At 70.4% G+C, this 22,845-nt stretch carries 30 protein-coding genes; 15 read left to right on the forward strand and 15 right to left on the reverse strand.

Going from position 1 to position 22,845, the window contains the following annotated elements:
- Positions 1–16 precede the first annotated feature (16 nt).
- The gene (locus tag ACZ5J1_RS10720) at positions 17–403 is read left to right on the forward strand and encodes an anti-sigma factor (protein WP_464558565.1); all 387 of its coding nucleotides are present in this window, start codon (positions 17–19) and stop codon (positions 401–403) included.
- The gene (locus tag ACZ5J1_RS10725; RefSeq protein ID WP_464558567.1) at positions 400–1,107 is read left to right on the forward strand and encodes an RNA polymerase sigma factor SigF; all 708 of its coding nucleotides are present in this window, start codon (positions 400–402) and stop codon (positions 1,105–1,107) included. The genes ACZ5J1_RS10720 and ACZ5J1_RS10725 overlap by 4 nt, the downstream gene beginning before the upstream one ends.
- An 8-nt stretch (positions 1,108–1,115) precedes the next feature.
- On the opposite strand, the gene ACZ5J1_RS10730 is transcribed toward ACZ5J1_RS10725, so the two are convergent.
- The gene (locus tag ACZ5J1_RS10730; protein WP_464558569.1) at positions 1,116–1,493 is read right to left on the reverse strand and encodes a hypothetical protein; all 378 of its coding nucleotides are present in this window, start codon (positions 1,491–1,493) and stop codon (positions 1,116–1,118) included.
- A 222-nt stretch (positions 1,494–1,715) separates the two neighbouring features.
- Here ACZ5J1_RS10730 and ACZ5J1_RS10735 point away from each other — a divergent pair, with 222 nt between their 5' ends.
- Positions 1,716–1,967, forward strand: a complete 252-nt coding sequence (locus ACZ5J1_RS10735) for a WhiB family transcriptional regulator (protein ID WP_464558571.1) — start codon at positions 1,716–1,718, stop codon at positions 1,965–1,967.
- A 7-nt stretch (positions 1,968–1,974) separates the two neighbouring features.
- Here the strand turns inward: ACZ5J1_RS10735 and ACZ5J1_RS10740 are convergent, their stop codons facing one another.
- Positions 1,975–3,453, reverse strand: a complete 1,479-nt coding sequence (locus ACZ5J1_RS10740) for a sensor histidine kinase (RefSeq protein ID WP_464558573.1) — start codon at positions 3,451–3,453, stop codon at positions 1,975–1,977.
- A gap of 23 nt (positions 3,454–3,476) precedes the next feature.
- Here ACZ5J1_RS10740 and ACZ5J1_RS10745 point away from each other — a divergent pair, with 23 nt between their 5' ends.
- Positions 3,477–4,271, forward strand: coding sequence for a DUF2785 domain-containing protein (locus ACZ5J1_RS10745; RefSeq protein WP_464558575.1), 795 nt, complete (start codon positions 3,477–3,479; stop codon positions 4,269–4,271).
- Positions 4,272–4,317: 46 nt separating this feature from the next.
- Here ACZ5J1_RS10745 and ACZ5J1_RS10750 read toward each other — a convergent pair whose 3' ends face one another.
- Genes ACZ5J1_RS10750 through ACZ5J1_RS10775 form a run of 6 tightly spaced genes read right to left on the reverse strand, consistent with a single transcriptional unit; the run spans position 4,318 to position 7,185 of the window.
- Positions 4,318–4,392 carry a 50S ribosomal protein bL37 gene (locus tag ACZ5J1_RS10750; RefSeq protein ID WP_369759046.1) on the reverse strand — a complete coding sequence of 25 codons (75 nt, stop codon included), beginning with the start codon at positions 4,390–4,392 and terminating at the stop codon, positions 4,318–4,320.
- A 58-nt stretch (positions 4,393–4,450) separates the two neighbouring features.
- Positions 4,451–4,738: a mycothiol system anti-sigma-R factor gene (rsrA, locus tag ACZ5J1_RS10755; protein WP_464558577.1), complete on the reverse strand. Its 288-nt coding sequence runs from the start codon at positions 4,736–4,738 to the stop codon at positions 4,451–4,453.
- Positions 4,735–5,343 (reverse strand): sigma-70 family RNA polymerase sigma factor, encoded by a 609-nt coding sequence (locus ACZ5J1_RS10760; RefSeq protein WP_464558579.1) that lies wholly within the window; start codon positions 5,341–5,343, stop codon positions 4,735–4,737. The genes rsrA and ACZ5J1_RS10760 overlap by 4 nt, the downstream gene beginning before the upstream one ends.
- Before the next feature lie 7 nt (positions 5,344–5,350).
- Positions 5,351–6,001, reverse strand: coding sequence for an alpha/beta hydrolase family protein (locus tag ACZ5J1_RS10765; protein ID WP_464558581.1), 651 nt, complete (start codon positions 5,999–6,001; stop codon positions 5,351–5,353).
- On the reverse strand, positions 6,001–6,714 hold the full coding sequence (locus ACZ5J1_RS10770) for an SOS response-associated peptidase (protein WP_464558583.1): 714 nt from the start codon (positions 6,712–6,714) through the stop codon (positions 6,001–6,003). The genes ACZ5J1_RS10765 and ACZ5J1_RS10770 overlap by 1 nt, the downstream gene beginning before the upstream one ends.
- A 9-nt stretch (positions 6,715–6,723) precedes the next feature.
- Positions 6,724–7,185: an aromatic ring-opening dioxygenase LigA gene (locus ACZ5J1_RS10775; protein WP_464558585.1), complete on the reverse strand. Its 462-nt coding sequence runs from the start codon at positions 7,183–7,185 to the stop codon at positions 6,724–6,726.
- A 92-nt stretch (positions 7,186–7,277) separates the two neighbouring features.
- Here ACZ5J1_RS10775 and ACZ5J1_RS10780 point away from each other — a divergent pair, with 92 nt between their 5' ends.
- The 3 genes from ACZ5J1_RS10780 (at position 7,278) to ACZ5J1_RS10790 (ending at position 9,897) form a co-directional block, all read left to right on the forward strand.
- Positions 7,278–8,585: an HNH endonuclease signature motif containing protein gene (locus ACZ5J1_RS10780; RefSeq protein WP_464558587.1), complete on the forward strand. Its 1,308-nt coding sequence runs from the start codon at positions 7,278–7,280 to the stop codon at positions 8,583–8,585.
- Between the two features lie 47 nt (positions 8,586–8,632).
- Complete coding sequence (locus ACZ5J1_RS10785; protein WP_464558589.1) at positions 8,633–9,031, forward strand: hypothetical protein; 399 nt, start codon at positions 8,633–8,635, stop codon at positions 9,029–9,031.
- 455 nt (positions 9,032–9,486) lie between these two features.
- Positions 9,487–9,897 carry a hypothetical protein gene (locus ACZ5J1_RS10790; protein ID WP_464558591.1) on the forward strand — a complete coding sequence of 137 codons (411 nt, stop codon included), beginning with the start codon at positions 9,487–9,489 and terminating at the stop codon, positions 9,895–9,897.
- 66 nt (positions 9,898–9,963) lie between these two features.
- Here the strand turns inward: ACZ5J1_RS10790 and ACZ5J1_RS10795 are convergent, their stop codons facing one another.
- A complete protein-coding gene (locus ACZ5J1_RS10795) occupies positions 9,964–10,410 on the reverse strand; it encodes a hypothetical protein (RefSeq protein ID WP_464558593.1) in 447 nt (148 codons plus the stop codon).
- Between the two features lie 56 nt (positions 10,411–10,466).
- Between ACZ5J1_RS10795 and aroA the strand changes: the two genes are divergently transcribed.
- The 5 genes from aroA to ACZ5J1_RS10820 are packed head-to-tail and all read left to right on the forward strand — an operon-like array spanning position 10,467 to position 15,136.
- A complete protein-coding gene (aroA, locus tag ACZ5J1_RS10800) occupies positions 10,467–11,720 on the forward strand; it encodes a 3-phosphoshikimate 1-carboxyvinyltransferase (RefSeq protein ID WP_464558595.1) in 1,254 nt (417 codons plus the stop codon).
- A 6-nt stretch (positions 11,721–11,726) separates the two neighbouring features.
- Positions 11,727–12,740 (forward strand): ribosome small subunit-dependent GTPase A, encoded by a 1,014-nt coding sequence (gene rsgA, locus ACZ5J1_RS10805; protein WP_464558597.1) that lies wholly within the window; start codon positions 11,727–11,729, stop codon positions 12,738–12,740.
- Positions 12,741–12,749: 9 nt separating this feature from the next.
- On the forward strand, positions 12,750–13,619 hold the full coding sequence (gene hisN / locus ACZ5J1_RS10810) for a histidinol-phosphatase (RefSeq protein ID WP_464558599.1): 870 nt from the start codon (positions 12,750–12,752) through the stop codon (positions 13,617–13,619).
- 16 nt (positions 13,620–13,635) lie between these two features.
- Positions 13,636–14,004, forward strand: coding sequence for an FKBP-type peptidyl-prolyl cis-trans isomerase (locus tag ACZ5J1_RS10815; RefSeq protein ID WP_464564772.1), 369 nt, complete (start codon positions 13,636–13,638; stop codon positions 14,002–14,004).
- 4 nt (positions 14,005–14,008) lie between these two features.
- Positions 14,009–15,136 (forward strand): PQQ-dependent sugar dehydrogenase, encoded by a 1,128-nt coding sequence (locus ACZ5J1_RS10820; protein ID WP_464558601.1) that lies wholly within the window; start codon positions 14,009–14,011, stop codon positions 15,134–15,136.
- A gap of 11 nt (positions 15,137–15,147) precedes the next feature.
- On the opposite strand, the gene ACZ5J1_RS10825 is transcribed toward ACZ5J1_RS10820, so the two are convergent.
- Together ACZ5J1_RS10825 and ACZ5J1_RS10830 are read right to left on the reverse strand one after the other, a co-directional pair.
- Entirely contained in the window at positions 15,148–15,390 is a 243-nt protein-coding gene (locus ACZ5J1_RS10825; RefSeq protein ID WP_464564774.1) for an RNA-binding S4 domain-containing protein, read from the reverse strand.
- A gap of 101 nt (positions 15,391–15,491) precedes the next feature.
- Positions 15,492–16,739: a DUF445 domain-containing protein gene (locus tag ACZ5J1_RS10830; RefSeq protein WP_464558603.1), complete on the reverse strand. Its 1,248-nt coding sequence runs from the start codon at positions 16,737–16,739 to the stop codon at positions 15,492–15,494.
- 46 nt (positions 16,740–16,785) lie between these two features.
- Between ACZ5J1_RS10830 and ACZ5J1_RS10835 the strand changes: the two genes are divergently transcribed.
- Entirely contained in the window at positions 16,786–17,181 is a 396-nt protein-coding gene (locus ACZ5J1_RS10835) for an FAD synthase family protein (protein WP_464558605.1), read from the forward strand.
- An 18-nt stretch (positions 17,182–17,199) separates the two neighbouring features.
- Here the strand turns inward: ACZ5J1_RS10835 and ACZ5J1_RS10840 are convergent, their stop codons facing one another.
- Positions 17,200–17,553 carry a hypothetical protein gene (locus tag ACZ5J1_RS10840; RefSeq protein ID WP_464558607.1) on the reverse strand — a complete coding sequence of 118 codons (354 nt, stop codon included), beginning with the start codon at positions 17,551–17,553 and terminating at the stop codon, positions 17,200–17,202.
- A 36-nt stretch (positions 17,554–17,589) separates the two neighbouring features.
- On the opposite strand from ACZ5J1_RS10840, the gene purU reads away from it, so the two are divergent.
- On the forward strand, positions 17,590–18,447 hold the full coding sequence (gene purU / locus ACZ5J1_RS10845; RefSeq protein WP_464558609.1) for a formyltetrahydrofolate deformylase: 858 nt from the start codon (positions 17,590–17,592) through the stop codon (positions 18,445–18,447).
- Positions 18,448–18,466: 19 nt separating this feature from the next.
- Here purU and ACZ5J1_RS10850 read toward each other — a convergent pair whose 3' ends face one another.
- Both ACZ5J1_RS10850 and ACZ5J1_RS10855 read right to left on the reverse strand, forming a co-directional pair.
- Positions 18,467–19,528: a matrixin family metalloprotease gene (locus tag ACZ5J1_RS10850; protein ID WP_464558611.1), complete on the reverse strand. Its 1,062-nt coding sequence runs from the start codon at positions 19,526–19,528 to the stop codon at positions 18,467–18,469.
- Positions 19,525–20,025: a hypothetical protein gene (locus tag ACZ5J1_RS10855; RefSeq protein ID WP_464558613.1), complete on the reverse strand. Its 501-nt coding sequence runs from the start codon at positions 20,023–20,025 to the stop codon at positions 19,525–19,527. The genes ACZ5J1_RS10850 and ACZ5J1_RS10855 overlap by 4 nt, the downstream gene beginning before the upstream one ends.
- 150 nt (positions 20,026–20,175) lie before the next feature.
- On the opposite strand from ACZ5J1_RS10855, the gene ACZ5J1_RS10860 reads away from it, so the two are divergent.
- The gene (locus ACZ5J1_RS10860) at positions 20,176–21,366 is read left to right on the forward strand and encodes a nitrate- and nitrite sensing domain-containing protein (RefSeq protein ID WP_464564776.1); all 1,191 of its coding nucleotides are present in this window, start codon (positions 20,176–20,178) and stop codon (positions 21,364–21,366) included.
- Between the two features lie 2 nt (positions 21,367–21,368).
- Here ACZ5J1_RS10860 and ACZ5J1_RS10865 read toward each other — a convergent pair whose 3' ends face one another.
- Positions 21,369–22,619 (reverse strand): GAF domain-containing sensor histidine kinase, encoded by a 1,251-nt coding sequence (locus ACZ5J1_RS10865; protein WP_464558615.1) that lies wholly within the window; start codon positions 22,617–22,619, stop codon positions 21,369–21,371.
- Positions 22,620–22,845: the final 226 nt, after the last annotated feature.

Here is a 22,845-nt window from a genome sequence, read left to right on the forward strand (position 1 = left end):
TCTGCACCACCCGGTCATGACGACCCCTGATGTCGAGCTGAGGCTGCCGGCCCAGAGCGCGTACGTCGCGGTGCTCCGCACCACGGCGACGGGCCTGGCAGCCCGGCTCGACTTCACCCTCGAGGAGATCGAGGACCTCCGGATGGCTGTCGGCGAGGCCGCGGCCGTCGCCCTCGAGGCGGCCCGTCCCGGTGATCGGCTCGAGGCGGGCTTCTGGCTCGGACCCGGCCGACTGCGCACCGACGTCTCGCTGCTCACCCCGACTCCCCTCCCCCCTGACGAGTCCTCCTTCGCGTGGACCCTGCTGGCCTCCCTCGCCGAGGCGACCTCCGCCGTGACCGACGACCGGATGACCGTGTCGCTGGTGACGACGAGCGCCGTCGGGAGCCAGTTCACCGGATGAGGCCCGACGGCGCGCGGGACGACGCGCGGGCCGAGATGGTCGTGCGGCACGCCCCCCTGGTCGAGCACCTGGCCCGACGGTTCCAGCACCGGGGCGAGTCCTACGAGGACCTGGTCCAGGTCGGGATGGTCGGCCTGATCAAGGCGATCGACCGGTTCGAGGTCCAGCGCGGTCTCGAGTTCTCCACCTACGCCACCCCGACGATCGTCGGCGAGCTGAAGCGGCACCTGCGCGACAAGGGCTGGGCGATCAGGATCCCGCGCCGGCTCCAGGAGCTGCGCGCGCAGGTCACCGCCGAGACGGCCCGACTGACCCAGACCCTGGGGCGCTCCCCCACCGTCTCCGAGCTGGCGGCGGCCCTCGGGGTGAGCTCCGAGGAGGTCCTCCAGGCGCTCGAGTCCGGCAACGCCTGGGCGACGATCAGCCTCGAGGCGGCGGACACGGACGAGGGTCCGAGCCTGGCCGACTCACTCGGCAGCGAGGACGAGGATCTCGACCTGGTCGAGCTGCGGGCCTCGCTGCGTCCGCTGCTGGACGAGCTCGACGAGCGGGAGAAGCGGATCCTGGTGCTGCGCTACTTCCGCAACCTGACCCAGAGCGAGATCGCCGCCGAGATCGGGATCTCCCAGATGCACGTCTCCCGGCTGCTCAGCCGGACGCTCGCCCAGCTGCGCCACGGACTCGGCCCGGACGGCGACGCCTGACCGAGGGTCTACCGCTCGGGAGCAGGCTCGAGCGCCTGCAGGCTGGCCGGGGCGAAGATCCCGACCAGCGCGAGGATCGAGGCGAGCAGCAACGGGATCCCGACCGCGGGCGTCTCGTGGAAGCTCCAGGCCAGGCCGAGGTTGATCAGCTCGGCCAGCACGATCGGGCTGCGGGCGATCGAGTTGAGCCGGCTCAGCCCCCACAGGCAGGCGCTGAGCGCCGCCGCGACCAGCAGGAAGAACGCCGCACTGGTGAGTCCCATCGCGACCCGGTGGCTCTCGAGGTTGATCAGCTGCCAGACAGCCAGCGCGATCAGGGCGATGACCTGGAGCGCAACAACGGCTACTGTCAACCGGAGCGGGCGAGGCAGGGCGGTCAGATTCACCGCGTCAGCCTAGCCCGGGTATCGCCAAGACCTATTTCGGGACTACCGTGCACGAAACAGTGACGAAACACACGGCCAACGACCCTTGTGTCCAACGGCTGGAACTGGAACTCTTGATGAGCGCTCGTGAACGCGTTCACATCCGCACGCCCCGAGCCCGCGGCGCTGATGATCCAGCGCCGCCCGCACACTGAACTTTTGTAGGAAGAGGTTTCCTTACCCATGGATTGGCGTCACATTTCGGCGTGCCTCGACGAGGACCCGGAACTGTTCTTCCCCATCGGGAACACCGGTCCGGCCATCCTTCAGATCGAAGAGGCCAAGGCTGTCTGTCGCCGCTGCGAGGTGCGCGACCAGTGCCTGCAGTGGGCCCTCGAGGCCGGCCAGGACCACGGTGTCTGGGGTGGCCTCTCCGAGGACGAGCGTCGCGCTCTCAAGCGCCGCAACGCCCGCGCCCGCGTCCGCACCGCCTGAGTCTCCCTCAGGAGAGCGGCACCCAGATCTCCGCCTGAGCTCCCCGATCGGGGTGGTTCCCCATGGTGATCCGCCCACCGAGCTCCGACTCGACCAGAGTCGTCACGATCGTCAAACCCAGGTTCGTCGCCGTCGCCAGATCGAATCCGTCGGGCAACCCGACGCCGTCGTCGAGCACCCGGACCGTCAGGCCCGCGTCGTTGCGGTCGACGACCATCCGGATCTGACCGTGCAGCCGCTGCTCGACCCCGCCCGGGTAGGCGTGCTCGACCGCGTTCTGCAACAGCTCGGTCAGGACCATCGCGAGCGGCGTCGCGACCTCGGCGTCGAGCCCGCCGAAGCTGCCTTCGCGGCTGACCCGGACCGAGACCGCGCCGACCCCACCGACCTCACCGAGGGCGACACTGATCCGGTCGGCGATCTCGTCGAACGGGACGACCTCCTCGACCGCCTGGGAGAGGGTCTCGTGCACGAGCGCGATCGACCCGACCCGACGGACCGCCTCCTCCAGAGCCGCCTTCGCCTCCGGTGAGGAGATCCGCCGGGCCTGGAGCCGGAGCAGCGCTGCGACGGTCTGCAGGTTGTTCTTCACCCGGTGGTGGATCTCCCGGATGGTCGCGTCCTTGGTGACCAGCTCCCGATCGCGGCGGCGCAGGTCCGAGACGTCGCGGACCAGCACGATCGCGCCGATCGGCGTGCCGTCGGGTCGCAGCGGCAGCGAGCGGACCACCAGCGAGACGTCCTGGCTCACGATCTCGGCGTCCCGGAAGGAACGCCCGCCCAGGACCGCGCTGAGGGTCTCCTCGTCGATGTGCTTGCGCTGCGGGACCAGCTCGCGGGTGGTCTCGGCGAGCGACTTCCCGGTGAGGTCGCCGTGCAGCCCCAGCTTGCGGAACGCCGACTGGGCGTTCGGGCTGGCGTACTCCACCGATCCTTCCTGGTCGAGCCGGACGAACCCGTCCCCCACCCGGGGCGTGTCGGCGTCGTCGCTGCGCTGGGCCGCCGACGGGAAGTGCCCGCTGGCGATCATCCGGGACAGGTCCGAGGCCGAGCGCAGGTAGGTCAGCTCCAGCCGCGACGGGGTCCGGACGCCGAGCAGGTTGGTGTTGCGGTCCACGATCGCGATCACCCGGCCCGAGCGACGTACCGGGATCGACTCCAGTCGCACCGGGACGTCGTCGCGCCACTCCGGGTCGCCCTCGCGGGCCAAGCGCCCCTCGCGCCAGGCGACGTCGAGCAGCGGACGCCGCCCGACCGGCACGAAGGTGCCCAGCACGTCGTCGACGTACGCCGTCGGGCCGGTGGTCGGGCGGATCTGGCCGGCGGCCCAGAAGCCCTGTCCGTCGCGGTCCGGGAGCCAGAGGACCAGGTCGGCGAAGCTCAGGTCGGCGACGATCTGCCAGTCCGCCATCAGCAGGTGGAGCCAGGCCACATCGGCGTCGTCGAGGTCCGTGTGCGAGCGCACGAGCTCGGTCAGAGAGGGCACCGGAGCAGTTTAGGATGGTGCCCATGGCGATATCGGGGTCGTACTGGGCAGGTGTGCTCGCGGACGGGGGGACGGTGCCCGCCGACCGCCCGTTGGGCGACCTCACCGCCGACCTGACCGCGATGCTCGGCGACCCGGATCCGGCGTTCCGCGAGATCGCCGCCCCCACGCTGATCCGGTGGATCGGCGAGGGCGTGTACGACGACCTGCTCGCCGGTCTGGGCGACGGGATGACCTCCGGGCTCCGCGCCGGACTGAGCCCGGCCTGGCCGGCCGGACGCGACGCCGCCGTCCGACGCGCCTCGTCCGCCTCGGTCCTGGCGGCCTGCCTGGACCGGGACAACCGCCTGGCGCTGCTGGCTCCCGGCAAGGTGCTCGAGTGGGGCGACCTGCTGGTCTCCTGGGTGCTCACCGACCCGGACCTGCGGGCCGTCGCCCCCGGCGGGGCGGCACTGGCCTCCCTCGCCCGCTCGGCGCACTTCAGCGGACCTGAGCTCACCGTCGTCCTCGACGTGGTCGCCGACCGGGCGCTGAGCACCACCGACGCCGGGTTCCGCCTGGCCGAGGTCGACGCGTTGGCCGACGCCGCCATGACGGTGCTGCGTCGCGACGTCGTGGCGATGGACCTGATCGAGTCGTGGGTGCTCCGCCTCGGCACCGGCGCGCTCAGCGGAGGCGCAGCGGCCAGCAACGCCCAGACCTTCCTGCGGGCGCTCTACCTGCACGTCTCAGTGGGCCGACGGACCTTCGCGGGCCGACCGGACCTGGTCCTGCTGCTGGTCGACGTGCTGCGCGAGATCGACCCGAACCTGCGCTGAACAAGAAAAGGCCCCGCGGATCGCGGGGCCTTTTACTCAGTGTTGCTCAGGCGTTGGGGCGCTTGCCGTGGTTCGCGCCCTTCTTCTTGCGTGCCCGACGCTTGCGTCCGGTCTTGCCCATGGTGTTCCTCCTGGTGGTCTTCCGTCGATTCTCTCAAACCGACCGGACAGAACGCCAATCAGGCCTCGTGGGTGACCTCGATGCGGACCTGCTGCAGGCGGAGCAGCACCCGCTCACGGAGCTCGGTCGGCGCGGTCTCGCTGCACGAACGCGCCACGACGGCCTTCACCGTGCGCTGCAGGTCGTACCGCTCCAGACAGGGGTTGCAGGAGTCGAGGTGCTCCCGGACCGCGGCACAGTCGGCCGCCTCGAGCTCGTTGTCGATGAACGACACGATCCGCTCGAAGTAGTCGACACACTCCGCCGTGGTGGGGTGCGCGGCGCCGTCGTGCTGGTGCTCGCTCATGCGACGGACTCCTTGACGTAGTCGCTGAGCAAGTCGCGCAGCTGGCGACGCCCTCGGTGCAGGCGGGACATGACGGTCCCGATCGGAGTGTCCATGATCTCGGCGATCTCCTTGTACGCGAAGCCCTCGACGTCGGCGAGGTAGACAGCCAGCCGGAACTCCTCCGGAAGCTTCTGCAGGGCGTCCTTGACCTGCGAGTCGGGCAGGTGCTCGAGCGCGTCCATCTCGGCGGACTTCAGTCCGGTCGAGGTGTGCGACTCGGCTCGGGCGAGCTGCCAGTCCTCCACGTCCTCCGACATCGACTTCTGCGGCTCACGCTGCTTCTTGCGATAGGAGTTGATGAAGGTGTTGGTCAGGATCCGGTAGAGCCAGGCCTTGAGGTTGGTGCCCTCTTTGAACTGGTGGAACGACGAGAAGGCCTTGGCAAAGGTCTCCTGGACCAGGTCCTCGGCATCGGCCGGGTTCCGGGTCATCCGCATCGCGGCGGAGTAAAGCTGGTCGAGGTACGGCAGCGCATCTCGCTCGAAGCGCTGGTCCTGGGTCAGGGTCTCGGTGTCAGACATCAGGGACCAGCCTACGTCGGGTCGTTCCAGCAGGAGGGTCATGTCGGGTTCAACCGACAAAACGGCCCGTCCATTCCGCGACCGCGTCGACGATCCTCGCGAGGGCCTCCTCCTGGGTCGTCTCGTGCCGCACCGGCACCTTGAAGCCGTGGTCGGCGCCCGGCACGGTGGCGAGCTCGACGTGCGGCAGCACGGCGAGATCGAACTCCTCGGGGCGACCGAAGGTGTCCCGCTCCCCCTGGACCACCAGCGTGGGGACCCCGGCCGCAGCGAGCTCGTCGGCGCGCGAGCGCTCCGGCTTGCCGGGCGGGTGCAGCGGGAACGCCAGCGCCACAGCCCCCACGGCTCCGACCTCCCGTGCCGTCCGGACCGCCGAGCGGGCACCGGCGGACCGTCCTCCGACGATGAGCGGACCCTCGACGTCCGCCACCTCGACCGCGGCCCGGAGACCGACGTCGAGCGTGGCCGGAGCACCGGCGAGTGGACGGCCCGCCACCCGCCACGGCTGCTCGAACAGCAGCACGCTGATCCCGCGCTCGGGGAGCTGGGTTGCGATCGCTGCGAGGTCGCGGGTGTCGATCCCGGCCCCGGCTCCGTGGCTGAGCACGATCGTCACGGTGGGGCTCGGTGCCTCCCAGCGGACCAGCCGCCCGTCGCCGTACGAGGTGGGGACGGGGACTTCGACCGGAGAGAGCGTCATCAGGCCTCCTCGGCGAGCGGTCGGACGAGCTCGGGCCCGTTGTTGCGCACGTTGCCGACGGCCGTCGAGACGGGCCAGGCGCGCAGGTCGGTCGCCGGGGTGAGCAGGTCGAGCCCGACCTGTCCTGCGCCGAGCCAGTGCCCCCACTCCTCGGGCCGAACCAGCAGCGGCATCCGGTCGTGGATCCGACCCAGCGCGTCGGTCGAGCTGGTGGTGATCACGGTGCAGGTCCAGAGGAACGCGCCGGGGTCGTCGGGGTCGGCGATCGTCGGGTCGCGCCAGATCTCGTACAGACCGGCCATCGCGAGGGACGAGCCGTCGTCGGGGTGGATGTAGAACGGCTGCTTGGAGCCGTTCTCGGCGACGTACCACTCGAAGTAGCCGTCGGCCGGGACCAGGCAGCGTCGGGCGGCGAACGCCCGCCGGAAGGCCGGCTTCTCCGCGACGGTCTCCATCCGGGCGTTGATCATCCGGGCGCCGCCCTTGCGGTCCTTGGACCACGACGGCACCAGGCCCCACCGCACCGAGCGGAGCTGACGGGTCAGGACGTCGGGCTGCTGCTTGTCCGGGGCACGTTCGGCGACGATGTAGACCTCGTCGGTCGGCGCGACGTTGTAGCTCGGCGCCAGCTCGGTCAGGGTCCGGACCTCGTCGATCTCGAACTCGTCGATCAGCTCACCGGCTGACTTGCTCGAGGCGTAACGGCCGCACATGGGGCCAGCCTAGGGCTGTCGCGGCACCCGCTGGAGACGGAGGAGCGCCCAGCCCAGCAGGGCGAGCACGACACCGATCACAGCCACGAACGCCGCGACACCGAAGGCGACGACGGAGGTGAACAGGCTCGCTCGCAGGAACGACGCGGTCATCACGGCGTCGCGGTTCGGGTCGTCCTGGGGAAGCTCGGAGTAGGTCTTGCCCCCACCGATCTCCAGGGCGTGCTTCGCGATCACCTCCGCCTGCGCGTAGGCGGTGAACGGTCCCTTCACCTCCTTCCCCGCGAAGTGGGCGGCGTCGTCCGACACGACGATGTGCTCGTCGGCGAGGGTCATGGAGACGGTTGCGTACGTCGTGATGCCGGCGACGACGAAGACCACTCCGAGGATCGCGACGACGATGCCGATGATGCGAACGGCGCCGTCAGCGCGCGCGGTCGACGGGCTGGAGGACGGAGGGTTCTCACTCATGGAAACCATGAGAGCAGCGCTCGTGGAGGACCGGAAGAGGTGAGCACGGTTTTGTCGGTGGTGCCGTCTAGGTTCGGGGTATGGAGGAGCCGGTGTTCGACGAGGGGTCTAAGGCTGGTCGCGGCCTGGGTCCGACCGCCGGTTTCCCTGTCGATGACCCGTTGGCGATGGTCGCCAACACGCGGCAGATGATGGCCGCGGCTGAAGTCTCAGCTCTGTTGCACACCGTGGACTGGGCTGAAGCCCACGGCCCCGAGTCCGGCCCTGGCGTCTCGTTCGGGCGCGGGCCGGCACTGTTGGATCTGCTCCACGACATCCCGCTCGCCGGTGAAGGCACTCCACTGGTGAGGGAGGATGCGATCGCCGAGATGGCAGTCGCGTTGGGGATGAGTGATGCGCAGGCGCGCCTGTGGATCGGGGACGCTCTCGAGCTCGCCTACCGGCTGCCGAAGATCTTCGACCGGTTGTGGGAGGAACACCTCCCGGTCTGGAAGGCCCGCCTGGTCGCTGCCGCGACCCGACCCCTCTCGCTTGAGGGGGCGGCGTGGATGGATGCCCAGCTGGCGTACCGGTTCGAGAAGGTCGGCCACACCACCCTGACCCGGTTGATCACGGAGGCGTTGACGCGGTTCGACCCCGATGAGGCAGCACGTCGTGCCGAAGCGGCTGCCGAATCACGCAAGGTCGAGGTCCACGCCGAGTCGGCGGCGTTGAACCAGAACGGTGTGGCCGACACCTACGCCTGCCTCGACCTCCCGGATGCGATCGACTTCGACACCGCGGTCGCCATGGTCGCGGAAGAACTGAAGCAAGCCGGGTCGGAAGAGAGTCTGGATGTGCGTCGGGCCCGGGCGGTGGGGATCATCGCCCGCCGCATCCTCGCCGGTGATCTGACCGTGGCGCCTTCGACAGCGCGGGATGCGAACCTCTACATCCACCTCGATGCCGACCAGACCATGCAAGCGTGGGCACGCCTCGAGCAACCCGACACCCTCGTGCCCGTGGCTCGGGTCAAGGAATGGCTCTCCGGTGCGAGCAAGGTGATCGTGCGGCCGGTGATCGACCTGAACGAGGACCTGATCCGCAACCCGTACGCCCCCTCGACCAAGCAGCGCGAGCAACTGTTCCTCACACAGACGACGTGTGCGCATCCGTACTGCAACAAGCGGGCGCGGAAGGCGGACCTGGATCACATCAACGCCTATGACAAGGACGGCCCACCCGGCCAGACTCGTTCATCGAATCTCGCACCCTTGTGCAGGTATCACCACCGGTTGAAGACCTTCACCGACTGGACGTATGCCCGCCTCGCGGCCGGGATGTACCTGTGGCGCACACCGACTGGTGACTTGCTGCTCCGTACCCGGGACGGCACCACACCGATCAGCTTCGCGAACTGACCCTGCCGCGAATCGGTCCTGGGCCGCTGCTCCACACGCTCATGTCGATGGATCGGTCGTGGCAAGGCGCTCGTGAAATGATGGCGAGTATGCGGAGGTTCAGGCGGCCGGGAGGTGTGCGGTCAACGGGTAAGGCGGCCTTCGACCCCACCGCGACCGGCTGGACGGACGTAACCGCGTCGTTCTACTTTTTCGAGCCTTGGTGCGGCGAGTTCACGCCGCCGGGTCCCGGTTCGGTGGTCGTTGTGCATGGCGAAGGCCGGGACCGACATCGCGGCCTACACGTGGATATCTGGGATGGCGGCAAGGGCGTGAGTCTCTGGCTACCAGACGGGGCGCGCACCTTTTGGCTCCCGGAACCTTTGGCTGACGAACGCGATCGCCCATGGGAAACGCGTCTCCGCGAACTGGATTCCTTTACCGGCACGCTGCTCGACGAGACCTGAAACGCCGGACCATGCCGCGCTATGCGCGGTCCTGGCGATGAGCGTAGGGGGCCCGACCGGCTCCACCCGTCCGAGGCCGTTCATCGCCCCGTCCCGAACGTGGCCCTCGGTCATTCCCCGCTTCTGACGGCGACTGGTTACGGCTGCTCGCGTCGACGGCGCATGAACACCAGAAGATTCCAGGACACGATCGAGACCACAGCGAATCCCCAAGCCGCGACGAACGGTGCGTCACCCAGGTCAAGGAGACGCGATCCGACAGCGATCGTGACCGCGATCAGTCCGAGGATCCCGAACGTCCGCTCGGCTGTCGTTTCCCCGAACCGGGCCGAGAGCGACTGGCTATTCACGGGCAGACCTTGACGAAACGTTCGACCATGCCGCATCGCAGTGAACTGTTCTGCCGATGAGCGGATGCCGCCGACTGGTCTGCCAGATCGTGAGAGCCTCAGGTCGTGAGCGTCGAACCTGACCCGTGGTGGACCGTGCTGACCGACGTCCTGGGCTCGTTGGGAGTGGTGGAGGCGCGCGACCCGTATGGCCTTGTTGTCAGCGCTCAAAGGGCCGACGGAACTCCGGCCGTGGTCGAGATTGTCATGACACGGGAGGAGTGGGGTGACCTCGTTTCGATGTGGTGGGTCGTGGTCGAGTCGGCCGCGGATCACGTGCGAGGGCTCGTTCTGAATCAACCGGAGGACCAGCGTTTCCTCGTCTACAGCTACTACCAGTTGTTGCCCTGCGACGCCCCAGAACTGCCGGTCGACCCGGGCCTCCTCCGCCTGCGAGAGATTGCGGCCCAGTATCCGGACGGGATCATTCCCGGTGGTGGCTGGTACGCCTACTCACGCGAGGACAAGAAGTTGTGACTCGTACGGATCTGCCGCTGAGCGGGCGCCGGCTACGCCGGGCCGCGCACCAGACGAGTCGGCCGATCAGCTTCTGACACGGTGCGGGGCGATCAGGACCTTCCAGACCCAGTACGCCAGCCAAGCCCACGCTGCGAAGGCGAGCAGCAAGGTGTAGAGGACGCCGTGCGGGTTCAAGGAGAAGACCCCACTGCCGGACAACGCCTCCGGAAGGGACTGGGCTTGGACCACCTGGCCGACGTGGTCGACGTCTCCGTCGAAGGTGACGCGCTCGAGCTCGACGGTGCCGTCGGCGCTGGTGAAGGTTCCTTCGAAGCACTGGTCCCTGTGCCAGCGCCCGCACGACTCCACGTGCGTGACGGCGTACGTGCCTCGCAAGCCTTCGACCCTGTCAGCCTTCACCGCCTCGGGAAGCGAGAGCATGAGGATGAGGAGGCAGAACACCGCGAGGACGGGCCAGATCACGAGATACACCACGTTGCCGAGCCGCTTGAGGCGTCCGAGGAGTCGCACCGCGCGATGTTATGGGGCTGAAGGCGCCTTCCTGCACTCCTCGATAGGCTGGGCAGGTGGATCTCTGGCCCGCGCCTCGTGCGTTGCACCCCGTCAACGCGACCGTCACGCTGCCCGGGTCGAAGTCGATCACCAATCGCGCGCTGATCCTGGCCGCGATCGCGGACGGGCCGTCGACCGTGCACCGGGCGCTGCGTTCGCGTGACTCGCTGCTGATGGCGCAGGCGCTGCGGGCGCTGGGGACCCAGGTCGACACCGATGGGCCTGACTGGCACGTCGTGCCCGGCACCAGTGCCGGCGAGGCCACGATCGACGTCGGTCTGGCCGGCACCGTGATGCGGTTCGTCCCGCCGATCGCGGCGCTGACCGACGCGACGATCGCCTTCGACGGCGACGAGCACATGCGGACCCGGCCGGTCGGAACGATCCTGACGGCGCTGCGCGACCTCGGCGTCGACGTGACCGGAGACGCGCTGCCCTTCACCATCGCTGGCTCGGGCCGCGTCCGTGGCGGCCGGGTGACGGTCGACGCGAGCGGTTCGTCGCAGTTCGTCTCCGCGCTCCTGCTCGCCGGGGCCCGGTACGAGGACGGGATCGAGATCGTCCACGTCGGCGGCTCCATCCCCTCCCAGCCGCACATCGACATGACCGTCGAGATGCTCGCCGCCCACGGCGTCGAGGTGATCACCGGCGAGGGCACCTGGCGGATCGAGCCGGGACCGGTGAAGGCCGTGGACCACCGGATCGAGCCCGACCTCTCCAACGCCGCTCCGTTCCTGGGGCTAGCCGCGATCTCCGGTGGCACCGTGACCGTCCAGGACTGGCCCGCCCAGACCACCCAGGCCGGCGACTCCCTGCGCGACCTGCTCGCCCGGATGGGATGTCGCGTCGAGCTCACCTCCGAGGGGCTGAGCGTCACCGGCCCCGACACGCTGCTCGGCCTCGAGGCCGACCTGCACGACGTCGGCGAGCTCACTCCGGCGATCGCCGCCCTGTGCGCCCTCGCGACCACGCCGAGCCGGCTGACCGGGGTGGCCCACATCCGCGGTCACGAGACCGACCGGCTCGCCGCACTGGCCACCGAGCTGAGCGCCCTCGGCGCCGACGTGGTCGAGCACGAGGACGGACTGACCATCACCCCGGCGCCGCTGCACGGCGGCACCTTCCACACCTACGCCGACCACCGGATGGCTCACGCCGGTGTGCTGATCGGCGCCGCGGTCGACGGGATCGTGGTGGAGAACATCGCCACGACCTCCAAGACCTTCACCGACTTCGGCCCGTTCTGGGCGAACCTGTTCGAGGCCTGACCCGGGGTGGCGCGGAACAACGCTCGGTACTCGACCGAGGACGTCGAGCACTACGACCGTCCCCGCCGCCGCACCCGTCCGCGCACGAAGGACCGTCCGACGTACGACGACGCCGTCGAGGGGATCGTCGTCACCGTCGACCGTGGTCGCTTCACCCTGATCGTCGAGGACCGCCAGATCTGGGCGGTCAAGGCGCGTCCGCTGGGCCGCAAGGGCGTCGTCGTGGGCGACCACGTCCGCGTGGTCGGTGACATCTCCGGCGTCGACGGGGCGCTGGCCCGGATCGTCGAGGTCGAGCCGCGCAGCACCGTGCTGCGTCGCACCGCCGACGACGACGACCCGGTCGAGCGCGTGATCGTGGCCAACGCCGAGCAACTCGTCGTGGTGACCGCACTCGCCGATCCGGAGCCGCGGCACGGACTGATCGACCGCGCCCTGGTGGCGGCGTACGACTCCGGGATGAGTCCGCTGCTGGTGCTGACCAAGTCCGACCTCGCCGACCCCGAGGTGCTGCTCAGCACCTACCGCAGCCTCGGTGTGCGCTGGGTGGTCACCGGGAACATGCGCTCGGAGACGGACCAGCACGGCGTGGCCGACCTCGCCGAGCAGCTCGCCGGCCGCACCTCGGTGCTGCTCGGCCACTCGGGCGTGGGCAAGTCGACGCTGGTCAACGCGCTCGTCCCGAGTGCCTCGCGCGAGGTGGGGCACGTCAACGCGGTCACCGGTCGCGGACGGCACACCTCGACCTCGGCCCTGCTGCTGCAGCTGCCCGGCGGCGGCGCGATCATCGACACCCCCGGCATCCGCACCTTCGGGCTCGCCCACGTCGAGCCGGGACACCTGATCGAGGCCTTCCCCGACCTCGACGAGATGACCGAGGAGTGCCCGCGCGGATGCACGCACGGCGCCGAGGAACCCGAGTGCGGACTCGACGAGGCGATCACCCGTGGCGAGGCCGATCCGGAACGCGTCACCTCGTTCCGACGCCTGTTGGCGGCGCGCAGCACCACTGACTACTAGGCTGCGCCCGTGGCGAATGACGCAGTGGACTACACCGACGACCTGCGTCTGGCGCACTTGCTGGCCGACGACGCTGACTCGATCAGCAACGACCGGTTCAAGGCGCTCGACCTGCACGTCATGACGAAGCCCGACCTCACCCCGGTCTCCGACGCCGACCAGGCCGTCGAGGAGGCGATCCGTCGCACCCTCGGCCGGGCCCGCTCCCGCGACGCGATCACCGGCGAGGAGACCGGCACCACCGGCACCTCGTCGCGGCGGTGGATCATCGACCCGATCGACGGCACCAAGAACTACGTCCGCGGCGTGCCTGTCTGGGCGACCCTGATCGCGCTCGCGGTCGAGGACGAGGTCGTGATGTCGGTGGTCTCGGCCCCGCAGCTCGGCCGCCGCTGGTGGGCCGCGAAGGGGCAGGGCTCCTGGACCGGGAAGTCGCTGCTCAAGCCGACCCGGCTGCAGGTCTCCGACGTGCGCCGCCTCGACGACGCCTCGCTCGCCTACTCCGACCTCGCCGAGTGGGAGGAGCAGGGCAACCTCGACGGGATGCTCGCCCTGATGCGACGCGTCTGGCGGACCCGCGGGTACGGCGACTTCTGGTCCTACATGCTGCTCGCCGAGGGCGCCGTGGACCTGGCCGCCGAGCCGGAGCTCGCGCTCTACGACATGGCCGCCCTGGTGCCGATCGTCACCGAGGCGGGCGGGACCTTCACCTCCCTGGACGGCTCCCCCGGCCCGTGGGGCGGCAACGCCCTGGCCAGCAACGGCCACCTGCACGAGGCGGCGCTCTCCTTCCTCGGTACGTCGGCGACGATCGGTGACCCCGACCAGCCGACCACCGGGCCCGGCACGGTCACGCACCTGCGTGGCCGTCACGAGTAGGGTGGCGCGCATGGGAATGGCAGAGAAGCCTGAGATCGAGTTCGTCGACCCGACCCCGCCGTCGGACCTCGTCATCACCGACATCACCGTCGGCGAGGGCGATGAGGCCGTCGCCGGCAAGCCGGTGTCGGTCCACTACGTCGGCGTGGCCCTGAGCACCGGTGAGGAGTTCGACGCCTCCTACAACCGCGGCAACCCGCTCCAGTTCCGGCTCGGCTCCGGCCAGGTCATCGCCGGCTGGGACCAGGGCGTGCAGGGGATGAAGGTCGGCGGTCGCCGCCAGCTCGTCATCCCGCCGCACCTCGGCTACGGCTCGCGCGACCTCGGCGTGATCAAGCCGAACGAGACCCTGATCTTCGTCGTCGACCTGCTGGCCGTCGGCTGATCCGATGCGTCGGGCGCTGATCGCGCTCCCGATCGCCGCACTCCTCGCGGGGTGCACGTCGGAGCCCAGCGCAGCTCCGTCGTCTCCTGCCTCGTCACCGCCGGCGACGAGCTCCTCGACGACGACCCCGAGCCCGTCCGCGACGGCGAAACCCGGTGCCCGCGTGGTCCGCACGCTGGCCCGCGGTCTCGACGTGCCCTGGGGCCTGGCCCTGCTGCCCTCGGGCGAGGTCCTGGTCAGCACCCGGGACGACGGTCGGATCCACCGGCTCGACCCCGACACCGGGCGGATCGACACGGTCGGCCGGGTGCCGCAGTCGGTGAGCAACGTCGACGAGTTCGGCGAGGGCGGTCTGCTCGGCCTCGCCGTCGCGCCGACGTACGCCGCTGACGGGGATGCCGGACGGGTCTACGCCTACTACTCGACCCGCGACGACAACAGGATCGCCTGGAGCACCGACCTGCGCACCTGGCACCCGATCGTCACCGACATCCCGCACGGGGTGCACCACAACGGCGGGCGGCTGGCCTTCGGCCCCGACGGCATGCTCTACGCCAGCACCGGCGAGGCAGGGGTGCCGTCGCTGGCCCCCGATCCGGACTCGCTCGGCGGCAAGATCCTGCGGATGACGCCCGACGGGGAACCGGCGCCGGGGAACCCGGACGCGGGCTCCGTGGTCTGGACGCTGGGGCACCGCAACGTCCAGGGGCTCGCCTTCGACAGCGACGGACGGCTGTGGGCCAGCGAGTTCGGCAGCCACGCCTTCGACGAGCTCAACCTGATCCAGGCGGGCCAGGACTACGGCTGGCCCGAGACCGAGGGCAGCACCTCCGACTCGCGCTTCACCGGGCCGGTCGCCGAGTGGGGCACCGAGGAGGACAGCCCCAGCGGGATCGCGATCGCCAGCGGTGCCGTCTGGATGGCCGCGCTCCAGGGTGAGCGGCTGTGGCGGATCCCCCTGAACGGCGAGACGGCGGGGAAGCCGCAGGACTTCCTCAACGGCCGCTACGGCCGACTGCGCAGCGTGCTCGCCCTCGACGACGCCACGCTGCTGGTGACGACCAGCAACCGGGACGGACGCGCCACCCCCGGCGCGAACGACGACCGGATCCTGCTGGTCCGGGTCGGCTGACTAGCCGAGGCTCACCAGGGCAGGTCGTCCTCGAACTGCTCCCCGTCGACCGGCGTCGCGAGCTGGCTCCCGAGCTGGACCACGTCCCCCATGCCGAGCTGGCGTCCGCGTCGGGTCTCCACCTCGCCGTTGACCAGGACCTCACCGGCCTGGATGACGGCCTTGGCCCGGACCCCGTCGTCGACGAAGTTGGCGAGCTTGAGGAACTGCCCGAGCCGGATGACGTCGCCCGTGATCGGAACGGGCTCGGCGATGGGCGTCTCAGCGACGGTCTCGGGGGTCTTCTTGCGTCGCTGGAACAGGGCCATGCCTGAATTCCATCACACGGAGGGCCACCGCCCTCAGACGGCGAGACTCAGGTGACGAGGACGGAGACGGTGTGGATCCCCACGCCGACCAGACCGCCGACGATGGTGCCGTTGATCCGGATGAACTGCAGGTCCCGGCCGACGTGGAGCTCGATCCGGTCCGAGGCCTCCTTGCCGTCCCACCGCTCGATCGTGTGGGTGATCACGGCCGTCGCCTCCGAGCCGTACCGCTCGACGATGAACACGGCGCCGTCAGCGACGAGCGTGTCGAGGCGGGTGCGAAGCTCGGTGTCGTCCAGGACGCTGCGGGCGAACCCCTGCACCTCGACAGCCAGGCGCGCCCGGACCGCGCCGTCGGGGTCCTGCAGCGAGGCGGTCAACGCTCGGCGCAGCGCGTTCCACAGCGAGATGCTGGAGGTGAGCACCTGCGGGTGCTCGAGCAGCCGTTCCTTGAGCCGCTCCGCCCGTTCCTGGGTCGGCGGATCGGTCTCCAGGTTCGCGGCCAGCTGAATGAGCCACGAGTCGAAGGCGTCCCGGGCACGGTGGTGCGGGTCGGCCTGGATGTCCTCGATCCACCGCACCACCTCGGCGTGGATCCGCAGCGCGACGCCGTGGTTGAGCGCGTTCGGGGTCCACCACGGCGCCCGCTCCTCGAGGACGTCGGTCACGGTGGCCGGGTTGGCGACCAGCCAGGCGTGCAGCTCGGCCAGGCCGAGGTCGACCAGACCGCGCTGCAGGTCGTCCTCGACGACGTCGGCCAGCAGGCCGCCGATCAGTGGTGCCACCGGCTCCTCGCGCAACCGCGGGAACACCCCCTCGGCCAGCAGCGCCTCGATGTGCTCGTCCCGGACCCGAGCCAACCCGGCCGCGGCGACGGTGGAGACCTCGTCGACCAGCGACCGGGCGTGCACCGGGTCGCTGAGCCAGGTCGCCACCCGCAGCGCCGGGGTGGCGTCGGCGATCCGTTCGCGGATGACCGCCTCGTTCAGGAAGTTCTCGCCGACGAAGTCCTCCAACCCCTGCCCGAGCTCGTCCTTGCGACGCGGGATCAGCGCGGTGTGCGGAATCGGCAGCCCGAGCGGGTGGCGGAACAGGGCGGTGACCGCGAACCAGTCGGCGATCGCGCCGACCATCGACGCCTCAGCGCCGGCGTTGACGAAACCCCAGCCTCCGGTGGCGTCCAGGGTGAGCAGGTAGACGACGGCGGCGAAGCAGAGCAGACCCGTCGCGATCGTCCGCATCCGGCGCAGTGCGCGTCGTCGTACGACGTCGGCGGGCGACTCGACCAGCAGCATGGTTTCGATTCTGCCGGGTCGATGGGAGCATGCGACGATGCACCGCGTGTCGCGAACTGTCATCACCTTTGGAACGTTCGACGTCTTCCACGTCGGGCACCTCCGCATCCTCGAGCGCGCCGCCTCCTACGGCGACCGGCTCGTCGTCGGCGTCTCCGCCGATGCGCTGAACCTGCGCAAGAAGGGCCGCTCCCCGGTGTTCTCCGAGGGCGAGCGGCTCGCGATCGTCGGCGCGCTCAAGGGCGTCGACCAGGTGTTCGTCGAGGAGAGCCTGGAGCTCAAGCGGCACTACATCGAGACCCACGGCGCCGACGTCCTGGTGATGGGCGACGACTGGGCCGGCCGGTTCGACGAGTTCTCCGACATCTGCGAGGTCGTCTACCTGCCCCGCACCCCCGCGATCTCGACGACCGCGCTGATCGAGAAGATCTCCCAGGGCTGAGCCCCACCCGGCTGCCGGTCAGACCGCCGGCGGCACCTCTTCGATGACCGAGGTGCCGCTCGATCCGTCACCGGAGGTCCACTGCCAGGTCTCGTGCAACCGGATCCGTCCGTCCTCGAGGATCTCGGGGACCGACTGGCACGTCCCGGTCTGCAGGTCACCGTCGAGGGTGACCTGGTGGTACCGGAAGTCGAGCACGCCGGCAGGGTTGACCAGCCCGATCAGGTGGCCCGCCTGGATGGTGCCGCCCTGGTAGGCGGCGGTGACGATGCTGCGGACCTGGCGGTACACGAAGAGGGTCTCGGCGGACACCTCAGCGTTCTCCGTGCCACTGACCGGACGGAATACGCGTCCGTCGTAGTTGATCGTCACGGTGACATCCTGGCAGGCGCCCTAGACTTCTCCCCCGTGACCCGCCCCCAGTTCGTCCTGACGATCGACTGCCCCGACGCCCCCGGCCTGATCCACACCGTCTCGGGCTTCCTCGCCGAGCGGTCGGGCAACATCGTCGAGGCCGAGCAGTTCAACGACCCCGAGTCGGGGCGCTTCTTCCAGCGGGTGCACGTCGAGATGCTCGACGAGACCGTTAGCGCCGAAGACCTGAAGGCCGACTTCGCCGAGGTCGCCCAGCGCTACGCGATGAGCTGGTCGTTGTGGGACGCCGCCCGGCCGCACCGCACCCTGCTGCTGGTCAGCAAGGAGGGGCACTGCCTCAACGACCTGCTCTTCCGGTGGAGCACCGGCACCCTGCCGATCGAGATCCCCGGCATCGTCTCCAACCACCTCGACCTCAAGCCGCTGGCCGACCACTACGGGATCCCGTTCCACCACATCCCGGTCACGGCCGCGACCAAGTCCGAGGCGGAGGCCGAGCTGATGAAGCTGGTCGACAACCTCGAGATCGACCTGGTGGTGCTGGCGCGCTACATGCAGATCCTCTCCGACGACCTGTGCCGCCGGCTCGAGGGTCGGGCGATCAACATCCACCACTCGTTCCTGCCCAGCTTCAAGGGCGCCCGGCCCTACCACCAGGCCTGGGAGCGGGGGGTCAAGCTCGTCGGAGCGACGGCGCACTACGTCACCGCCGAGCTGGACGAGGGACCGATCATCGAGCAGGACATCGTCCGGATCGACCACCGCGCCTCGGCTGCCGACCTGGTGGCGTCGGGCCGGGACGTCGAGGCTCAGGTGCTCTCCCGCGCGGTGCGCTGGCACGCCCAGACCCGGATCCTGCTCAACGGGCACAAGACCGTGGTGTTCCGCTGACGGTCCCCGTCGATCGGGTTCAGACGCAGCCCTTGCCCAGCCCGACCGCGGCGAACCCGGCCAGGTCGCCGGCGCCGTAGCGGGTGTAGGAGCGGCTGTTCATGAACGGCCCCATCACCTGGGAACCGTCCTTGACGTGGGCGAGCCCGAGCACGTGGCCCATCTCGTGCATGATCACGTAGCCCAGCGTCTTGCCCCGACCCATCCGGGTCGCGACGTGCTCGGTGCGGTCCACCACCAGTCCCCCGGCGACGTACTGCTGGCGGAAGTCGGACGGACCGCGCTGGGTCACGCGGGTCGATGAGCCGGCGATCGCGATCGTCGATCCGCGCAGCTCGGTCACGCGGCGCGGGGTCGACCAGGCGATCGTGATCCCGGACGCGGGCAGCCCGTTGCCGGCCGACCGGACCCCGAACGGGAGCGAGCGGGTCGAGCCGGCGTACCGGAAGCTGATCCCGCTGGCTTCGCGGACCTGACGCAGGGCCGCGGCGATGACGCCGAGCGCTCCGCGCGGCATGCCGGCCCGGTTGACGTAGTACGGCACCGCCTGGCAGGGGTTCCAGCGCGCTCCGGCGTCGGCCATCAGCTTGAACGAGCGGGCCGAGCCGGTCGGCGCGTAGCCGGGTCCGACCGAGAGCGAGAACGGCGCGCTGGGGGTGGCGACCGAGGTCGTCGTCCTGGCGGCGTTGACCCGCCACTGGTGGGCGCCGAGGAAGTACGTCGGCACCCGGAGCGTGTAACGGCCGGCGGCGTCGGTCCGGGCGCTGGCCAGGGCGAGCCACCCGTTGGGGGTCTTCAGCTCCAGCGACACCGGGAGGCCGGAGACCGGCGCGAGGGGTCGCAGGAGCGCGTCCAGGAGGCTCCCGACGACGGTGCCGAGGCCACCGAGCAGACCACCGGCCGGTGCGGCCACTGCTCCGGAGACGGTGACGGCGCCGTCAGCGACGACCCGTGCCGGTCCCGGCGTCAGACTCAGGCGCGCCGCCCCCGGGGTGGCTGCCTCGTCGGCTCGGGCCGGGGTGGCGAATCCCAGGAGCAGCGGCAGCGTGATCGCGAGCACGATCACCGCTGCCCGGTTCACGGGTGGACCGCCATGCCGAGGGACTCGGCGGCCTCCTGGGCCCGGCGCACGACCCGGTCGAGGGTCTTGGGCAACCCGATCCGCAGGGACCGGTGCAGGAGCTGCGCCAGCGGCGTCACGGGCGTCACGTCGCCGGCGAGCCGGGTCTGGCGGTAGAGCGCGACGTGCACGTCGCCCCAGTTCACCTCGCCGGGTGCGCTGGGCGAGACCCAGAGCGGGAACTGGGCGCTGAGCAGGAACGCTTCGATGAGCGCCTCGTCCAGGGGCGATGGCTCCCACCCGGAGTTGGCCCCGGTGGCGGCCGAACAGGCCTCGTGCCAGGCCGACCGGTGCGCCTCGACCAGGCCGTCCTCCGGGTGGACCGGGAGCATGCCGGCCCGGTCCCAGGCCTCGTGCCAGGTTCGCCGGCGCTCGGCCATCCGCACCTCGTAGTGCTCACGCAGCTCGTCGGGCGCGGCGTCGACGAGATCCGCCGAACCCATCACGGTCTCACTCATGCCTGCTCCGATCGGCACCCCAGCGGCGCAGTTGAGCAAGGCGGGTGGTTCCCGGAGGACGAAGGTCCTCAAAACCCACCTGGACCCTGGTGCGACGGGGGTGGGCGATGCTCCCATCTGCGGAGTGGTCGAAAGGAGGGCGCCGTGAGTATGACGCCCCGAGTGACTCCGACGCGCGGCATCGGGCGAGCGCGGATGGGTGCACTGTTGTTCCTGCCAGTGATGGCGGTGGTCGCCCTCGGAGCGGTCGCCGCCACCGACGGGATCGATCACACCGGCCACCTCGCTCAGGCGACCCGACTGGCGGCGGTGCTCCCCGACGGACTGCGGCTCGCCGACCGCCTGCGGCTCGAGTCGGAGACGATCAGCTCCGGCGAGGCAGGCTCCGACACGGCCCGGCTCGGCCGCCTCCGGATCGCGACCGACGCCGAGGCCGCATCGTGGGTGGGCCTGCTCGGCGGTGTGGCCGGGGCCGAGAACCCGACGCTGCAGCGCGACCTCCAGGACCTCGCCGTCGGGGTCGGCGACCTCGACCCGCTGCGCTCCGACCTCACGGTCCGGGCCCGAACCGACGCGGGCCTGGCGGCGTACGCCTCGCTGATCGGCCGGCTGAGCGCCCTCGGCTCCCACCTGCCGACGCAACGCGAGGACGACCTCGCCCGGCACAGCCGTTCCTTCGCCGACCTCGGCGTCGCGGCGAACGCCCTGCTCGCCGAGCGCGCGGCCCTGGCGGCGGCCCTGGCACCGGACGTCGCCCGGCCCTCGATGGCGACGGTGACCGCGCTGGCCGGAGCGGAGGCCAGCTGGGCGGCGGCCTTCCAACGGTTCCGGGACGCCAGCAGCACCGGCGTCGAGCTCAAGGCCGCCGCGGTCGAGAAGGCGCACGCGGCGCTGGCGCCGGCGGTCGAGCAGATCCTGACCACCGGGACGACCGACGGGCTACGACCGAGCCTGGTCCTCGCGCAGTGGGGCAACCTGTTCTCCGCGGTCGCGGGCACCGCGGCGGACGCCGCCGGCGAGCTGCACTCCGCGTTGGCCTCGCGCACCTCGGTGGTGCGGATCCAGACCGAGATCGCCGTCGCGGCAGCGGTGGGCACCGTGCTGATCACCGGTGTCGCGCTGGGCTCGGTGATGCGCCGGCGGCGCCGTCGTACGGCGGCGGAGTCGGACGCGGCCGTTCTCGCGGCGCACGCGGGCCGACCCGACGAGCTGCTCGACTCGTTCCTGGCCCACTCCCGGGGCGCCCACGCGGGTCCGCCGGAGCCGGCCGTCGGCGTGGTGCCGATCCCGCAGCAGCGGCACGTGCCGCGTCACGCGGCCCCCGTCGAGGCTGCCTCCTGAGCTCAGGGCGAGGGCGCCAGCGGAAGCACGACCCGGACGGTGGTGCCCTCCCCCGGCTCCGAGACGACCTCGATGCTGCCGTCGTGGGCGCGGACGATCCGGTCCACGATCGCCAGACCCAGTCCGGTGCCCGGCTGCGCCTGGACGGCCGGCTGCTGGGAGCGGAAGAACTCGGTGAAGAGCAGCGCCTGGTCCCCCGGGCTGATCCCGATCCCCTGGTCGCGGACCACCAGCTCGGCGGTGCGCTTCCCGACCAGGATCCGGGCGAGCACGAACGATCCCTCCGGGGAGTACTTGATCGCGTTGCTCAGCAGGTTGTGCACAGCACGGACGAGCTGGCCGTGGTCACCCACGACCACGACGGGGACGCCCGGCGACTCGACCTCGATCCTGATGTTGCGATCGGCGGCCATCGGGCCGAGCAGGAGTGCGCTCTCGCGGACCACGTCGGGCAGGGAGACCGAGGCGGAGCCGGGTGAGGGCGTGATCGCTCCGGACCGCGCCATCACGAGGAGGTCGTCCACGACCGTCGACATCCGCTCGGCGCTGCGCAGCACCAATGCCAGCACCTCCTCGACCTGGGCGGGGTCCTGCAGACCCTCCTGGAGCAGCTCGAGGTGGCCGACGATCGAGGTCAGCGGGTTGCGCAGCTCGTGCGAGACCGAGCCGATCAGCCGGTCCCGGACCCGGTCGACGTCCTGGAGCTCGGCCAGGATCCGTTGCTGCTGCGTCCGGGCGCGGGCGTTCGAGACCACCCGGCCCAGGTCGCGTCCGATCTCGCGGGCGGCGGTGGCTTCGTAGGAGCTCCACGGTGCGGCCCCGTCGGCGCGCATCATCAGCGCGACCCCGAGGCACTCCTGGCCGATGCCGAGCGGCACCAGCATCACCGAGGAGAGCGATCCCGAGGTCAGCCGACGGCGCAGCGGGTCGAACCGCGGGTCGTTGCCGGTGGTGTCGTCCTCACCGAGCGAGATCACCGCGATCTGCTGCAGGGTCCACAGGTCCTGGGCAGCGCGCAGCGCCATCGACTCGGGCCAGGCCTGGGAGCCGGGCTCGTCGGAGGATCGGCGCGCGACCGGGAGGATCGGTGCGTCGAAGAGACGCAACCGGATCGAGGCGAGCCCGAAGCAGTGCACGAGCTCGTCGTGCACGTCGCGCATCACCGTGTCGAGGTCCTCCTCACCGGCGACGGCGGCTATCAGCCGGCGTGCCGCATCGGCGAGTCGTACCTGTTCGACCAGCTCGTCATGCATCTCATCACGCGTCACAGACGTCACGAGGCCCTTCCCCTCCGTCGCGCGTCCCTCCCGAGCGGGCCCCTGCCCAGGACTGTACCGAGGACGTTCGACTCACAGGCTCCATCGGCGGGGGCGACGCGCGATCAAGGTCTTTCGTCCCGCCTTTTGGCGGCCCACTTCGGTCCTTTGGCAACAGAACGGTCACGGAACGGCCTCAGGTAGGTACTTGAAACATGCTGGA

Source organism: Nocardioides sp. JCM 18999 (genome assembly GCF_055391175.1).

Coding starts and splice junctions, on each gene's coding strand:
- ACZ5J1_RS10735 (WP_464558571.1), top strand. CDS start 1,716: ATGGATTGGCGTCACATTTCGGCGTGCCTCGACGAGGACCCGGAACTG.
- ACZ5J1_RS10720 (WP_464558565.1), top strand. CDS start 17: ATGACGACCCCTGATGTCGAGCTGAGGCTGCCGGCCCAGAGCGCGTAC.
- ACZ5J1_RS10760 (WP_464558579.1), bottom strand. CDS start 5,343: ATGACCCTCCTGCTGGAACGACCCGACGTAGGCTGGTCCCTGATGTCT.
- ACZ5J1_RS10830 (WP_464558603.1), bottom strand. CDS start 16,739: ATGCTGCTGGTCGAGTCGCCCGCCGACGTCGTACGACGACGCGCACTG.
- rsrA (WP_464558577.1), bottom strand. CDS start 4,738: ATGAGCGAGCACCAGCACGACGGCGCCGCGCACCCCACCACGGCGGAG.
- ACZ5J1_RS10765 (WP_464558581.1), bottom strand. CDS start 6,001: ATGACGCTCTCTCCGGTCGAAGTCCCCGTCCCCACCTCGTACGGCGAC.
- ACZ5J1_RS10785 (WP_464558589.1), top strand. CDS start 8,633: ATGGATCGGTCGTGGCAAGGCGCTCGTGAAATGATGGCGAGTATGCGG.
- ACZ5J1_RS10775 (WP_464558585.1), bottom strand. CDS start 7,185: ATGAGTGAGAACCCTCCGTCCTCCAGCCCGTCGACCGCGCGCGCTGAC.
- ACZ5J1_RS10865 (WP_464558615.1), bottom strand. CDS start 22,619: ATGCATGACGAGCTGGTCGAACAGGTACGACTCGCCGATGCGGCACGC.
- ACZ5J1_RS10745 (WP_464558575.1), top strand. CDS start 3,477: ATGGCGATATCGGGGTCGTACTGGGCAGGTGTGCTCGCGGACGGGGGG.
- ACZ5J1_RS10725 (WP_464558567.1), top strand. CDS start 400: ATGAGGCCCGACGGCGCGCGGGACGACGCGCGGGCCGAGATGGTCGTG.
- ACZ5J1_RS10770 (WP_464558583.1), bottom strand. CDS start 6,714: ATGTGCGGCCGTTACGCCTCGAGCAAGTCAGCCGGTGAGCTGATCGAC.
- ACZ5J1_RS10860 (WP_464564776.1), top strand. CDS start 20,176: ATGACGCCCCGAGTGACTCCGACGCGCGGCATCGGGCGAGCGCGGATG.
- ACZ5J1_RS10815 (WP_464564772.1), top strand. CDS start 13,636: ATGGCAGAGAAGCCTGAGATCGAGTTCGTCGACCCGACCCCGCCGTCG.
- ACZ5J1_RS10855 (WP_464558613.1), bottom strand. CDS start 20,025: ATGAGTGAGACCGTGATGGGTTCGGCGGATCTCGTCGACGCCGCGCCC.
- ACZ5J1_RS10820 (WP_464558601.1), top strand. CDS start 14,009: ATGCGTCGGGCGCTGATCGCGCTCCCGATCGCCGCACTCCTCGCGGGG.